We start from the raw sequence: 14,757 nt of genomic DNA, 5'->3' as shown, positions 1-14,757 counted from the left end.
TATTATTTTACTTTTGTTATTTGTGCCATTAATTCTGCTTCTGCACATAATTTACCGTTTGCATAAGCATAACCTTGCATATGGCAAATACCACGTCTTATTGGTGTTATTAATGAACATTTAAATATTAACGTATCACCTGGCACTACTTTTTGTTTGAATTTAACATTATCCATTTTCATGAAAAAAGTTAAATAATTTTCTGGGTCTGGAACGGTACTTAAAACTAAAATACCACCTGTTTGCGCCATAGCTTCTACGATTAAAACGCCTGGCATTACTGGTGCTCCTGGAAAGTGACCTTTAAAAAACTCCTCGTTCATGGTCACATTTTTAAGACCAATAACATGATTGTCTGATAATTCAAAAACCTTATCTAGTAGTAAAAAAGGTTGTCTATGTGGTAACATGTCCATAATTTGATTAACATCCATAACCGGAGTTTGGTTTAAATCAATATTTGGTACGTTATTACGTCTTTCGTTTTTTATTAATTTGGACATTTTTTTTGCAAACTGAGTGTTTACAAAATGACCTGGTTTATTAGCAATTACTTTACCTCTAATGCGTGTTCCTATTAAAGCTAAATCACCAATAACATCTAGCAGTTTGTGTCTTGCTGCTTCATTAGGATAATGTAACGTCAAGTTATCTAAAATACCATTTGGTTTAACAGCAATCGCATCTTTATTAAAGGCTGATTTTAATTTTTCCATTGTAGAATCTGACAATTCTTTATCTACATAAACGATAGCATTATTTAAATCACCTCCTTTAATTAATCCATGCTTTAATAATGATTCTAATTCATGTAAAAAACTAAACGTCCTAGAATCTGATATATCCTTTTTAAAATCGGACATATTATTTAATGTTGCATTTTGTGTCCCTAATACTTTAGTCCCAAAATCAACCATTGTTGTAATTTGATACTCTTTTGCTGGCATTACTAAAATTTCGCTACCAGACTCTTCATCTGTGTAAGAGATAACATCGCTTACCTCATACACTTCTCTAAAGGCATCTTGTTCTTCAATACCTGCTTTTTCTAATGCTTCTACAAAAAACTTAGAAGATCCATCCATAATTGGTGGTTCTGAGTTATCTAGTTCTAAAATAGCATTATCTATATCTAAACCTACTAAAGCTGCTAATACATGTTCGCACGTTTGAATGGTAACTCCGTTTTTTTCTAAACAAGTCCCACGTTGTGTGTTAGTTACATAGTTTGCATCTGCCTCTATAACAGGGTTTCCTTCTAAATCTATTCTTTTAAAAGAAAATCCAGCATTTACTGGTGCAGGTTTAAAGGTTAATGTTACCTCTTTTCCTGTATGTAAGCCAACACCTTTAAGGGATACTTCCTTAAGTATTGTTTTTTGCTTTATGTCAGTACTAATTATTCCCATTTCCTTTTTTTTCTAATTCGTTTATTGTTTTAGCTAATTTTGGAAGATTTTTAAAATATACATAAGATTTATTCCAATCCACGTAGCTAAATGCTGGCGAACCTTGTAAAACCTCATTGTCTTTAATATTTCTACCTATTCCTGATTGTGCTTGTATTTTAACATTGTTTCCAATAGTCAAATGTCCTGCAAAACCTACTTGACCTCCTATTTGGCAATTTTCGCCAATTTTAGTTGAACCTGCAATACCTGTTTGAGCAGCTATTACTGTGTTTTTTCCAATTTCTACGTTGTGTGCTATTTGGATTTGGTTATCTAATTTGACACCTCGTCTAATTATTGTAGACCCTAAAGTAGCTCTGTCAATGGTTGTAGCTGCTCCAATGTCAACAAAATCTTCAAGTATAACGTTTCCAATTTGTGGTACTTTACTATACTCGCCTTGATCATCAGGTACAAAACCAAATCCATCTGCTCCAATTATAGCTCCAGAATTAATTACGCAATTTTTACCAATCACACAGTCTGAATAAATTTTTGCTCCAGAAAACAACACTGTATTATCGTCGATTGTAACATTGTCTCCTATATAACAATTAGGAAAAATCTTTACATTATCTCCAATTTTTACGTTGTCACCTACTACTGTAAATGCACCAATGTAAATATCCTTTCCAACTTTAGCTGTATCAGATATGGATGTTGGCTGTTCAATCCCAAACTTATTTAGCTTTACTTGATTGTAATACTCTAATAATTTTGAAAATGACTTATACGCGTCATCCACCTTAATTAAGGTACAACTAACGTTTTGCTCAGGTACAAAGTCTTTTGCTACAATAGCAATTGATGCTTTTGTAGTATATATATAATGTGTGTATTTTGGATTTGCCAAAAAGGTCAAAGCGCCTTCTACACCTTCTTCTATTTTAGATAATTTAGATACCTCTACTTGAGGATTGCCTTCTACGACGCCATCTAAAATACCTGCTATTTGTTCTGCGGTAAATTTCATTGTCAACAAAAATAGAAAAAATGTGCTAAAGTTGGTCTTTTGGATAGCATATATAATATTTAGTCACTGGTTTTGACAACGCTTTTAAGCTAAGTTGGTCTGAAGCCTTAACTATATCCTCAACTTTACCATTTTTATGTAAGATATTTATATTTTGTTTTTTTCTTGAATATGCTTGATTACTAATCTGTCCTGTAAACACAAAATAGTCTGCATCTGCATCAGTAATATTATATTTTGATTGCAAATTAGCTTTATGTGCTATTAAAACGTCTTTTGAAATTGGTTTTTTCTTTATTTTCACTTTTAAAAGATGTCTATTTATAATCATCTCGCAAAGATTTTTTAAAACAAAGTCATCATGATATTGCCAATTTTTCATTGCTGCAACAATATCATAATCATCTAATTTAGCAAATGTTTCTAGACAATCTGCATCAAACTTATCAATAGTAATTTCATTTTGTAAAAAAAAGGATAACGGTTTACTTGCTTCTAGATACACACCTTTTGCTACCAATTCTTTAGCACGTTTTAGCACTCGTATTAATAACTGCTCTGCGACTAAGCTTGTTTTATGTAAGTAAACTTGCCAATACATTAAGCGTCTAGCTACTAAAAATTTTTCTACACTATATATACCTTTATCTTCAATAACTAATTGATCATCTTTAACATTAAGCATTGTTATTAAACGCTCACTATTAATATTACCTTCGGACACACCAGTATAAAAACTATCACGTTTTAAGTAATCTGCGCGATCCATATCAATTTGACTAGAGATTAATTGTAACATAAAGGTCCTATGATAGTCTCCTTTAAAAATCTGAATAGCAAGTGTTAAATCGTCGTTAAATTCTATATTTAAAGCTTCCATAAATAACAACGATATTTCTTCATGAGAAACACCACTTACAATACTATGTTCCATTGCATGACTAAATGGTCCATGACCAATATCGTGTAATAAAATAGCTATATAAAGCGCTTTTTCTTCGTCTTCAGAAATTTCAACCCCTTTAAAACGAAGTACTTGTACTGCTTTTTGCATTAAATGCATACAACCAATAGCGTGATGAAAACGTGTATGGTGCGCACCTGGATATACTAAATAGGACAAACCCATTTGAGAGATACGTCGCAGTCGTTGGAAGTATTTATGCTCTATTAAATCAAATATTATAGAATTTGGTATAGTAATAAATCCGTAAATTGGATCGTTTAGTATTTTAAGTTTGTTACTTGCTTTCAAGCTTAATCCTTTATTTAATTAATATACACAAATATACATGAACAATATAAATATTCTTTGGGTTGATGACGAAATAGATTTATTAAAGCCTCATATCATCTTTTTAGAACAAAAAAACTATAAAGTAACCACTTGTAATAGCGGAACAGAAGCTTTAGAAATTTTAGATGAGAAAAAATTTGATATTGTTTTTTTAGACGAAAACATGCCTGGATTAAGTGGTTTAGAAACTTTAAACGAAATTAAAGAAAAACAAGACACACTTCCTGTAGTGATGATTACTAAAAGTGAAGAAGAATATATTATGGAAGAAGCTATTGGTAATAAAATTGCCGATTACCTTATAAAGCCAGTAAACCCAAACCAAATACTACTTAGTTTAAAGAAAAACTTAGACCATTCTAGATTGGTGTCCGAAAAGACAACCTCTAATTACCAACAAGAATTCAGAAAAATCGCGATGGATATGTCCATGGTTAATAGTTATGAAGAATGGGTAGACCTTTACAAAAAGCTAATTTATTGGGAAATTCAGTTAGAAGACATTGAAGACCCTAGTATGTTTGAAATTTTAGAGTCACAAAAAAACGAAGCTAACACACAATTTGGAAAATTTATTGATAAAAATTACCCTTCATGGTTTGAGCCTAATACTGATGCTCCTGTATTATCACACACCTTATTTAGAGAAAAAATTGCGCCAGAACTAAGCAAAGAGCAACCAACCTTATTAGTAGTCGTTGATAATTTAAGATACGACCAATGGAAAGCGTTCGAACCTTTTGTAAACAACCACTACAAAAAGCAAAAAGAAGAAGCCTTTTATAGCATCTTACCTACAGCCACTCAATACGCCAGAAATGCTATTTTCTCTGGGTTGATGCCAAGTGACATGGAAAAACTACATCCAGAATATTGGAAAAACGACACAGATGAAGGTGGTAAAAACTTACATGAAGCTGACTTTTTAAATGCCCAAATGAAGCGTTTAGGACTTACTAACCTTAAACATGAATATTATAAGATTACCAATCTTGCGTCTGGAAAAAAACTAGCAGATAACTTTAAAGGTCTTAAAGAAAACGATTTAACGGTTGTGGTTTATAACTTTGTAGATATGCTTTCGCACTCTAAAACAGAAATGGATGTTGTCAAAGAATTAGCCTCTAATGATAAAGCTTATAGAAGTTTAACTCAAAGTTGGTTTAAAAACTCACCTTTATTAGAAATGATCCAGCAAGCCCAACACATGGGATTTAAACTTATAATTACAACAGATCACGGAACCATTAATGTTAAAAACCCATCAAAAGTTATTGGAGACAGAGACACAAGTTTAAACTTACGCTACAAAACAGGTCGTAGTTTAAGCTACGAAAACAAAGATGTTCTAGCTGCTAAAGATCCAAAAACAATCCACTTGCCTTCTATTAATATGAATAGCTCATTTATATTTGCAAAAAGCGATTTATTTTTTGCTTACCCAAATAACTACAATCATTATGTAAGTTACTACAGAAACACTTACCAACATGGTGGTGTATCTCTAGAAGAAATGATTATACCTTTTGTAGTATTAAGTCCTAAATAATATATTTTTGCAAAAAAAAGTTTAAAGTGACTATACAATATAATATAAAACAAGTAGAAACAGTTGCAAAACAAGTCTTAGAAGCAGCAACCTCTAAAATAATATTGTTTGAAGGTGACATGGGTGTTGGCAAAACAACATTAATAAAAACACTTGTAAGCTTATTAGGTAGCGACGACCTAGTTAGCAGCCCAACGTTTTCATTAGTTAATGAGTATAAAGGTTTAAATGATAACATCTTTCATTTTGACCTTTATCGTGTTGAGGATGAGGAAGAGTTATACAATTTTGGTATAGAAACTTATATATACTCAGATCATTACATTTTTGTAGAATGGCCAAATCTACTAAAACCCTTGCTACAAGACCAGTTTACCACGATTCAGATTGTATTGTCAGAAAATACGACTCGCGAGCTAACGTTAACCAATAATGATTAAAAAAATCTCTTTTTTCTTTCAATAAATAGTGTATTTTTGACCAAGTGTGGTTTAAACCACAACAAGAAATTAAAAAAAGCTTGATTTTAACATAATTTTAACATTTGGCCGATTTTTGATTAGAGATTTTATATACTTTAGAGGTATAATTAATTAAATCCCTAACAAAATGAAAACAAAAAAGTACGTAATAGCATTAGCTATTTTTGGTGGTGTATTATTCACTGCACAAGCAACAAATCTTATTGATTTAAATGGACAACAAACAACAGAAATCGACGGAAGAAAAATCAAAATCCCACCAGCAGGTTAATAGAAAAATAATAATTTCAGGTTCGATTATAGCAACATTCATTGCTTTAACTCCTTATCTGTTTTACATTTATGAAAGTGTTCCAGACCAACAAGTTTGGGACACTTTTTTTTACAAATTTAATAGTACAGTTTACGAAAATGTTCAAATTGTTGTTTGGACAATAACAGGTAAGTTAATTCCATTACTACTGCTATTTATTTGGTTCTTTACCTGTCGACACTGGTGGTATCATGCATTATTAGTACCAATTATGATGTATAGTTATCAATTAATACATTTTGCCTTAAATAACACATATTATTTTGATGAATTTAATTTAATTCATATGCTACCATTTATGGCAATAATTATTCCATCAATCTATTTAGTTAGAGCTAGAATATTTAATAGATTAAATACGGTTGACAAAACCATACAAGACCTAGAAGACGAATTAACATTTAAACCAAAAACGTTTTGGGGAAAGATTAAACAATATTTTTAATACTACCCTAAAAAACCCCATACTACCCTACTTCAAAATGCTTAAAACCTACTATATTATTAATAGTTTTGTTCAAAATTTATTTAGCAATGCTAAGGCTGATCAAACCTTAGAAGAACAAGAAAAAGAGCTTTTTAAAAAGCCTACAACCTTTTGGGAAAAAATAAGACTTTATTTTTAATGCTTTAATTACAATAATTTGTAATTTGTTTCAGTTTTAAAACCACATTAATAATGTCTAAACCACTGTCTCCATTTTCAAAAGCAGAATTATTACCTCAAGAGGAAACTTTAGAAATTTTTAAACACAAAAGCAGTTTATTTTTAGGTATTCCTAAAGAAACCGCATTTCAAGAAAAACGTGTTTGCCTTACTCCTGACGCTGTATCAGCAATTGTTAGTAATGGTCATCGTGTTTTAATTGAGTCTGAAGCTGGTAAAGGCTCTAATTTTAGCGATAAAGATTATAGCGAAGCTGGAGCTGAAGTCACAAAAGATACTGCAAAAGTGTATTCTTGTCCAATGATTTTAAAAGTAGAACCACCTACTTTAGACGAATTAGAGTTAATCAATCCTCAAACCACCTTAATCTCTGCTTTACAGATTAAGACACAATCTAAAAAGTATTTTGAAAAACTAGCTGCAAAACGAATCACTGCTTTAGCTTTTGAATTTATTCGTGATGCGGATGGTGCATATCCTGCGGTTAGAGCTTTAAGCGAAATTGCTGGAACTGCTTCCGTACTGATTGCTGCGGAGTTATTGAGTAATTCTAGTAATGGTAATGGTTTAATGTTTGGAAATATTAGTGGTGTTCCTCCTGTAGAAGTGGTTATTCTAGGTGCTGGAACCGTTGGCGAGTTTGCTGCTAGAAGTGCTGTTGGACTTGGTGCTAATGTTAAGGTTTTTGACAATTCTATTACAAAATTGCGTTGTTTACAAGCTAATCTTGGACGCACACTATACACCTCCACAATTCAACCTAAATATTTAAGTAAAGCCTTAAAACGCTGTGACGTAGTCATTGGAGCTGTAAGAGGAAAAGATAGAGCTCCAATTATTGTGTCTGAAACCATGGTGGAAAGCATGAAAAAAGGATCCGTAATTATTGATGTAAGCATTGATATGGGAGGCTGTTTTGAAACTAGCGAAATTACGACACATAATAACCCAACTTATATAAAAAATGGCGTAATCCACTATTGTGTTCCAAACATTCCTGCTCGCTACTCTAGAACCGCTTCTGCTTCTATTAGTAATATTTTTACGCCTTATTTATTAGAAATTGCAGATAATGGAGGTTTAGAACACGCTATTAGATTTGATAAAGGTTTAAAAAATGGATTGTATTTTTATCACGGAATTTTAACAAGTCGTGCAGTTGGCGAATGGTTTGACTTAAATCATAGTGATATAAACCTATTAATATTCTAAATTTGCAATTCAATTTATTAGAATGAAAATATTACACAGAATTGGTTACTATTTAGGTGGATTCTCTATTGGTTTAGTTTTATTAGCTTTTTTCTTAAACGGAAGAGGTGTCTCTTGCGAGTATAATTATGGTCCAGAAGGAAGAGTCTTAAAGAATATACGCACAAAAACACTACACTTCTCTGCAGACAGTCAAGCGCTTTTAGACACAAAAGCTATTGACACCTCTGCAATAAGTTACATCCTAAAAAAAGGAGATGTAGATTTTTCTAAAAGTGAACCTAGAAAAGAACCTTGTGGTATGTATTTTATTTATGGTGAAACTAAAGACAGTAAAAACTACGAATTTTATATAGAAAACTGTGATAGCATTGCAACCTTGCAAACTATAAAAGTTTTAGATTAATTAGATTTTCGTCTTTTACGCTCCTTTTTTAACAAAGTAAGTTCTCGTCCTGTTTGTCCAGCAACAGACGTGTTTTCTTCTGCACGTCTAATTAAGTATGGCATCACGTCTTTAACTGGTCCAAAAGGCAAGTATTTTGCAACATTATAACCATGAGCAGCTAGGTTAAAGCTAATATGATCGCTCATACCATATAATTGACCAAACCAAACACGATTGTCATCTTTACTTATTCCTAATTCTGTCATTAGTTTTAAGGCTAGTAAAGAGCTTTCTTCATTGTGAGTACCAATAAATATTGAGATTGTATTTAAATTATTTAAAATATACAATAAGCAATCATTAAAGTTTCTGTCGGTCGTGATTTTGTCTTTACAAATCGGTGATTCATAACCTTTATCATTAGCACGTTCACGCTCTTTCTCCATGTAAGCACCTCTAACAATCTTATAACCTAAAGTATAACCTTCAGATTTAGCACGCTCATGTGATACTTTTAAAAAGGCTAAACGATCGTGTCTATACGTTTGTAAAGTATTATAAACAATAGGTTTATCTGTGTTATAAACCTTCATCATTTCTACCGCTAAATCATCTGCAGCGTCTTGCATCCAACTTTCTTCGCCATCAATCAAAACTTCAACATCTCTTTCTTTTGCTATTTTACAAATGGCGTGATATCTAGCTACTACTCTATCCCATTCTTGCTGCTCAGCATCAGTAAAAGCTTTTCTTTCTCCTTTTTTCTGAAACAAAAATAAACGTCCTAAACCTGTTGGTTTAAAGACTACAATTGGCATAGCGTCTTTCTTGTCGCTAAACTCGACAAGCTTCATTATTTTTTCTTTAGCAGAATCAAATTGATTTTCGATAGCTTTACCTTCAACAGAATAATCTAAAACCGAACAAACACCTGCAGTATACATTTTATCAATAACTGGTAAACAGTCTTGTTCATTTATTCCACCACAAAAATGATCAAAAACAGTCGCTCTAATCAAGCCTTCTACAGGTAAATGTGCTTTTAAAGCAAAATTTGTAGCTGCTGTACCTATTCTAACTAAGGGTTGATTAGATATCATTTTAAACAAAAAGTAAGCACGATCTAACTCAGTATTGCTTTTAAGCTTAAATGCAACTTCAGTGTTTTCAAAAATAGTGTTGTCCAACATAATAATTTTAATTTTGACAGCACAAATATACTACTCATTAGTCTTATTTTTTAAAAAAACTATTAATTTTACCCATTAACGTTTTTACGCATTTATGACTCCTATTAAAACCCAAGATTACAGCATACAATTTAATCAAAATAGCTACTCTGCATTAAATACTTATATCTCTGAAAATACGTTTTCAAATATTTTTATTTTAGTAGACAGCAATACATCAACCCTTTGTTTACCTAAGTTGTTATCAGAATTAACAACAGATTTGACTATTGAAATAATTGAAATTGAAGCTGGCGAAAAACACAAAAACATCGAAACTTGTTTGGGTGTTTGGCAAACGTTATCCGAGTTAAGCGCAGACCGAAAATCTTTAATGATTAATTTAGGAGGAGGTGTTGTTACGGATTTAGGTGGTTTTGTGGCGTGTACTTATCAAAGAGGTATACAATTTGTAAATATTCCGACCACACTTTTATCTATGGTTGATGCGTCAATTGGAGGTAAAAATGGAGTAGACTTAGATCACATAAAAAATCAAATAGGCATCATTAAAACACCTAATATGGTGTTAATCGACACTAGCCACCTTTCTACTTTATCAAGCAGAGAAATGCGTTCTGGTTTAGCAGAAATGCTTAAACACGGATTAATACACAATGAATTGTACTACAACAAATTAACAGCCTTATCTAAATTAACACTTGAAGACTTGGATCAGCTAATTCATGACTCTGTTTTGATTAAAAAAGCAATTGTAGAACAAGATCCAACCGAGCAAAACCTTAGAAAATCTTTAAATTTTGGACATACGCTAGGTCATGCAATTGAGTCATTTTATTTAAACTATGAGACAAAAGCTTTACTGCATGGAGAAGCCATAGCAATAGGTATGATTTTAGAAGTTTACTTATCTTCAAAACTAATTGACTTTCCTGAAGAAAAGGTTACCGACATTAAAAACAGTTTAATAAAGATATATGGCAAAGTAGAAATTCCAACAGAAGATCTCGAGGCTATTATTGATTTGATGAAGTTTGACAAGAAAAACGAAAAAGGTAATATCAATTTTGTGTTATTAGAAGCTATCGGTCAACCAAAAATCAACTGCATAGTAGATAATAGCTTGATAATCAATTCTTTTAAATTTTATAACGAATAACACGTTTGCATCAAAATAATTTGTAATTTTAGTTAATTGCTATGTTACAGAACTATTCTAACCAGTTTAATTTAAAATATATTGGTATGCGAAAAGTTATTGTAGATTATAAAAAATTAACACCTGAGGTATTAAATTTACTTACTCAAAAGTTTCCGGATGGTTATGGCGATAAAGATATTATCACCTTTGACAATCACCACAATGAAACTATTGAAGCTGTTGAAGTCCAAACTAAAGACACTATCTATTTAGTCAAGGTTAGCTGTAAATTACATTACACGATGACAAATTTTGATTCCGAAATTAACTTAGAAACAAATAGCGATGGTCATGTTGTTGTAGATTTTAACCAAAAACAACTTGACAGCGATTTGATTTTATCTGATGAAGAGGAATAAAGCTATAAATAACGCTCTTTAATAATACGTACATGATGTTTTTCATGACCAATTATTAAAAAGCCTAATGCTCTAACAGATACATGTCCTGAGCCAGCTACACCTTTGGATAACAACGTTGTTTGACTAAAGCTATTATACAACGCTATACTAGCTTGTCTAACACTTTTATACTCTTCTAACAAGCTATTAATAGTCCTATCATCTGCACCAGAATACTCCACATATTCATTTTCATCAAAGCCCGACAACACTGTTTTATCTTGTCTAGCAAAACGCAATGCTCTGTAACAAAATATACGCTCAGTATCAATTAAATGACAAATAATCTCTTTGATAGTCCACTTACCTTCTGCATATCTATAACTTAATTTATCTTCATCAATAGACTGAAAAAAAAGCATAGCTTCGTCAAAACTAGATTGCAATCCTGGCAACAACTTAAGTCCTTTAGCGTTATCAATATACCCTTTAAAATAAGGAATATATTCCGTGTCGTTTAAATCTAATATGGTCATAATTTTAAAATTTAGTATAAATAAACAAAAAACGCCTCAATATTGAAGCGTTTTAAATTTTATTAAGTGTTTTTTTAATGAATTATAATTCGTTAAAAATACTGTGCATTAATCGTTTTTTATCGTTAATGCTTTCTTCTAAAGATATCATTGTTTCTGTTCTGTAAACACCTTCTATGTCATCTAACATAAAGATTACATCCTTTGCATGCTCAGTGTTTCTTGCTCTAATTTTACAAAAGATATTAAATTTGCCTGTAGTAACATGCGCTACAGTCACAAAAGGAATTTCGTTTATACGCTCCAAAACAAAAGACGTTTTAGAAGTGTTTTGTAAAAACACACCTACGTAAGCTATAAATGAATACCCTAATTTACGATAATCAAGCGTTAATGACGATCCCTTAATTATTCCTGCATCTTCCATCTTTTTCACTCTAACGTGAACTGTACCAGCTGAAATTAATAATTTTTTAGCTATATCTGTAAAAGGAACTCTTGTGTTTTCTATCAACATATCAAGAATCTGATGATCAATTTCGTCTAGTTTAAACTTTGCCATTTTATGTTTTTATTAAATAATAGACAAAATTAAAACATTTTTAATGAATTTTATACATTAAAATTGTAAATTTTTAAAGATTTAATGATAATTTCACATTATTAATAACAACGAAATCGTTTTCGTAATCTATAGATATCAACTTATTATCATGATTTAGAACCTTATTGTGGTTAGCATCTATTTCTTTATGACCATAAAATTTAGATAAATCTGTAATAGCAACAACTTTAGGCATAAACTTTACTGTATTATTAAGCAATCGCTCCTGATAATTAATACCAATATCTAATATCTGATCTTTAAATTGTGCATTACGTATCATTACGTCGTAAAATCGCTTTCCGTTTTCTGGGATAGCATTATAATGTGTCACATCAAACCGCTGTTTATCCTCACTGACTATGTAATTTAAAGCTAGTAAAAGCGCTTTATAAACAAAACCTCGTACCACTTCCCTATTGTAATCATCTTTATAATGTCCTGCTTCAAACAAGATTGTAGGCGCATTTAAGCTTTGAAACGCATCACCAACACAATTAATATTAAAACCGTCGTCATACCTCCCAATTTGGTTAGGTAAATCATCTTGTAAACCCATATTAATAGCACTTATAACATGCATAGCTTTTTGCCTAGTTGTAGTAACACTTCTATTTTTATCCTGCGATGGAGATAAAAAAGATAAAGTAGCAGGCTTATTAGTATCACCAACACTAAACACTGTACGTTGCCCATGAAGATTAAAGCAATAATCGGGTTTAAAGCGTTTAAAACAAGTGTTTAAAACAACGCTTTCAGGTTGGGATAAATCCTGTGCATCCCTATTTAAATCGACAGCATTAGCGTTCAGCCTAGTATAAGCTGCAGAGCCATCAGGATTTAACATAGGTATGATTTTTAGTGTACACGCATCTAAAAGAGACTGCATACTAGCATCACTAAAAGTGTTTAACATATCAAATACCGCTTTTGTAGTCGTAGATTCATTTCCGTGCATCTGCGACCACATTAACACTTTAATTGGTCCATTACCAATTGTTATAGAAGAAATACTTTCGCCCAAAACAGATTGGCCAATAACTTCTACTTTACAAAATTCAGGTAGATTATTTATAAGCGGAGTAATGTCTTTTAACTGAATATAACGTCCAAACAAAGTAGTCGCTTTATAGGTAGTATATAAGGTATTTAATAATTGATTATCCATAGTCATTTTATTAGTTTACAAATGTAACCAAATAGTTATTTACAATTGTAACCAATGAAATTTACATTTGTAATTTACTTATGTAAACATTTATGGTGATTTAAAAGGCAAATACTATAACGCTAACAACCAATTAGTTCTAATTCTTACAAAACTATTTTAAAATACTATTTTTCAGATAGTTAAAGTGTTATATTTAAAGTTTTTATTTAATATTATTTACGCGATACCTATGTTAATTAACCTTAAATAGTTATAATATTTACATTTGTAACATCGCGTATTCAGATTAAATGTTTACATTTGTATCGTTATGATAAACAATGCAGATTTTTCTAAAAGACTTCAAAAAGTCATGGATTATTACGGTGAGAACGCCTCTTCTTTTGCCGAAAAAATTGGTGTGCAACGCTCTAGCATATCACATATATTATCAGGTCGAAACAAACCAAGTTTAGAATTTGTATTGAAAGTTCTCTCCTCTTTTGAGGAAGTAGAATTGTATTGGTTGATGAATGGAAAAGGTGAATTTCCAAAAAGTGAAACTAAAAACAGACAAACACCAATTGCACCAATTATAAAAAATGAAGATCAAGATTTATTTTCTAATACAAAAAATGAAAATCCAGTAGAAACTAAAAATTCTGATTTACTACAAAATTTAAATCAAAAATCTACTAACGGAAAAATTATTGAACGCATCGTAATTTTTTATTCTGATGGAAGTTTTTCAAATTTTGAAAATTCTTAATTAAGACTCCTCTATTTTATTTTTCATTTTCTTTTGAATAAAATTTCTGTTTTGTGAATTTTAAAAAAATGAACGCAAACGTCATAAATTCTTAAAAATTTTAATTTGTTCACCTTTTCAAGTTTTTGTCGCCATTTTCAAATTTTGCGAATTTGTAGTTAGGTACATAAAATTTTCAAATACGCGAATTATAGAAAGGTTGAATTTTTGATATTATAATCAAACTTTTAATTAATTTTGTTGTAAACCTTATGCGATGAAATTAAAACTAATATACCTTATCATTTTAACTAGCTTTTTTAGCTGCTACAAAGTGGAACGAAACTGCAAAGACTTTAAAACAGGTCAATTTTATAGCGAAGTTAAAGTTGGAGATGTAATTTATAAATCTACCTTTACTAGAACAGATAGTTTACAAATAGAAACATATGAAGGTAAAGTTGATAGCACATTAGTAAGATGGGTAAATGATTGTGAAGTCATTTACAAAACGATAAATCCTAAAAATATGGCTGAACGTAAAGATGTACATCTTAAAGTTTTAGTCACTACAGATACTTCTTATACTTTTGAATATTCTTATGTTGGAGAGACCAATAAACAAAAAGGTATAGCTTATATTAAAAAATAAAAC

The 14,757-nt window shown here is 31.0% G+C and carries 18 protein-coding genes; 11 read left to right on the top strand and 7 right to left on the bottom strand.

Annotated features, from left to right (window positions below; all coding sequences use genetic code 11):
- Positions 1–2: 2 nt before the first annotated feature.
- Genes B2989_RS05205 through B2989_RS05195 form a run of 3 tightly spaced genes read right to left on the bottom strand, consistent with a single transcriptional unit; the run spans position 3 to position 3,679 of the window.
- The gene (locus B2989_RS05205) at positions 3–1,409 is read right to left on the bottom strand and encodes a bifunctional UDP-3-O-[3-hydroxymyristoyl] N-acetylglucosamine deacetylase/3-hydroxyacyl-ACP dehydratase (RefSeq protein ID WP_292945175.1); all 1,407 of its coding nucleotides are present in this window, start codon (positions 1,407–1,409) and stop codon (positions 3–5) included.
- On the bottom strand, positions 1,396–2,424 hold the full coding sequence (gene lpxD / locus B2989_RS05200) for a UDP-3-O-(3-hydroxymyristoyl)glucosamine N-acyltransferase (protein WP_292945172.1): 1,029 nt from the start codon (positions 2,422–2,424) through the stop codon (positions 1,396–1,398). The genes B2989_RS05205 and lpxD overlap by 14 nt, the downstream gene beginning before the upstream one ends.
- A 25-nt stretch (positions 2,425–2,449) precedes the next feature.
- A complete protein-coding gene (locus tag B2989_RS05195; protein WP_292945169.1) occupies positions 2,450–3,679 on the bottom strand; it encodes an HD domain-containing protein in 1,230 nt (409 codons plus the stop codon).
- Between the two features lie 37 nt (positions 3,680–3,716).
- On the opposite strand from B2989_RS05195, the gene B2989_RS05190 reads away from it, so the two are divergent.
- From B2989_RS05190 to B2989_RS05160, 7 genes are all read left to right on the top strand, one after another.
- Positions 3,717–5,270, top strand: coding sequence for a bifunctional response regulator/alkaline phosphatase family protein (locus tag B2989_RS05190; RefSeq protein ID WP_292945166.1), 1,554 nt, complete (start codon positions 3,717–3,719; stop codon positions 5,268–5,270).
- Between the two features lie 26 nt (positions 5,271–5,296).
- Positions 5,297–5,710, top strand: a complete 414-nt coding sequence (gene tsaE, locus B2989_RS05185; protein ID WP_292945163.1) for a tRNA (adenosine(37)-N6)-threonylcarbamoyltransferase complex ATPase subunit type 1 TsaE — start codon at positions 5,297–5,299, stop codon at positions 5,708–5,710.
- Positions 5,711–5,879: 169 nt separating this feature from the next.
- Entirely contained in the window at positions 5,880–6,023 is a 144-nt protein-coding gene (locus tag B2989_RS05180) for a hypothetical protein (RefSeq protein WP_186439182.1), read from the top strand.
- Complete coding sequence (locus B2989_RS05175; protein WP_292945158.1) at positions 5,965–6,510, top strand: hypothetical protein; 546 nt, start codon at positions 5,965–5,967, stop codon at positions 6,508–6,510. Before B2989_RS05180 ends, B2989_RS05175 begins: the two co-directional genes overlap by 59 nt.
- Positions 6,511–6,547: 37 nt before the next feature.
- A complete protein-coding gene (locus tag B2989_RS05170) occupies positions 6,548–6,691 on the top strand; it encodes a hypothetical protein (RefSeq protein ID WP_292945155.1) in 144 nt (47 codons plus the stop codon).
- Between the two features lie 53 nt (positions 6,692–6,744).
- Positions 6,745–7,944, top strand: coding sequence for an alanine dehydrogenase (locus B2989_RS05165; RefSeq protein WP_292945152.1), 1,200 nt, complete (start codon positions 6,745–6,747; stop codon positions 7,942–7,944).
- A 22-nt stretch (positions 7,945–7,966) separates the two neighbouring features.
- Positions 7,967–8,350: a DUF4258 domain-containing protein gene (locus B2989_RS05160; RefSeq protein WP_145001772.1), complete on the top strand. Its 384-nt coding sequence runs from the start codon at positions 7,967–7,969 to the stop codon at positions 8,348–8,350.
- On the opposite strand, the gene B2989_RS05155 is transcribed toward B2989_RS05160, so the two are convergent.
- A complete protein-coding gene (locus B2989_RS05155; RefSeq protein WP_292945146.1) occupies positions 8,347–9,522 on the bottom strand; it encodes a proline dehydrogenase family protein in 1,176 nt (391 codons plus the stop codon). The two genes, B2989_RS05160 and B2989_RS05155, sit on opposite strands and share 4 nt — an antisense overlap.
- 94 nt (positions 9,523–9,616) lie before the next feature.
- Here B2989_RS05155 and aroB point away from each other — a divergent pair, with 94 nt between their 5' ends.
- Positions 9,617–10,681 carry a 3-dehydroquinate synthase gene (gene aroB / locus B2989_RS05150; protein ID WP_292945143.1) on the top strand — a complete coding sequence of 355 codons (1,065 nt, stop codon included), beginning with the start codon at positions 9,617–9,619 and terminating at the stop codon, positions 10,679–10,681.
- A gap of 86 nt (positions 10,682–10,767) precedes the next feature.
- Positions 10,768–11,082 (top strand): hypothetical protein, encoded by a 315-nt coding sequence (locus tag B2989_RS05145; RefSeq protein WP_292945140.1) that lies wholly within the window; start codon positions 10,768–10,770, stop codon positions 11,080–11,082.
- Positions 11,083–11,084: 2 nt separating this feature from the next.
- On the opposite strand, the gene B2989_RS05140 is transcribed toward B2989_RS05145, so the two are convergent.
- From B2989_RS05140 to B2989_RS05130, 3 genes are all read right to left on the bottom strand, one after another.
- Positions 11,085–11,600, bottom strand: coding sequence for a DinB family protein (locus B2989_RS05140; protein WP_292945137.1), 516 nt, complete (start codon positions 11,598–11,600; stop codon positions 11,085–11,087).
- Between the two features lie 82 nt (positions 11,601–11,682).
- The gene (locus tag B2989_RS05135; RefSeq protein ID WP_028282071.1) at positions 11,683–12,162 is read right to left on the bottom strand and encodes an Lrp/AsnC family transcriptional regulator; all 480 of its coding nucleotides are present in this window, start codon (positions 12,160–12,162) and stop codon (positions 11,683–11,685) included.
- Positions 12,163–12,235: 73 nt separating this feature from the next.
- Positions 12,236–13,372 (bottom strand): M14 family metallopeptidase, encoded by a 1,137-nt coding sequence (locus tag B2989_RS05130; protein ID WP_292945129.1) that lies wholly within the window; start codon positions 13,370–13,372, stop codon positions 12,236–12,238.
- Between the two features lie 313 nt (positions 13,373–13,685).
- Here B2989_RS05130 and B2989_RS05125 point away from each other — a divergent pair, with 313 nt between their 5' ends.
- Positions 13,686–14,123: a helix-turn-helix domain-containing protein gene (locus B2989_RS05125; RefSeq protein ID WP_292945126.1), complete on the top strand. Its 438-nt coding sequence runs from the start codon at positions 13,686–13,688 to the stop codon at positions 14,121–14,123.
- A 256-nt stretch (positions 14,124–14,379) separates the two neighbouring features.
- On the top strand, positions 14,380–14,754 hold the full coding sequence (locus tag B2989_RS05120; protein ID WP_099569405.1) for a DNA topoisomerase IV: 375 nt from the start codon (positions 14,380–14,382) through the stop codon (positions 14,752–14,754).
- Positions 14,755–14,757 lie beyond the last annotated feature (3 nt).

It is taken from the genome of Olleya sp. UBA1516 (assembly GCF_002323495.1).
In the GTDB taxonomy this organism is placed as follows: Bacteria; Bacteroidota; Bacteroidia; order Flavobacteriales; family Flavobacteriaceae; genus Olleya.
The sequence above is the reverse complement of the archived record's forward strand: the minus strand, read 5'-3'. Positions and strand labels throughout refer to the sequence as shown.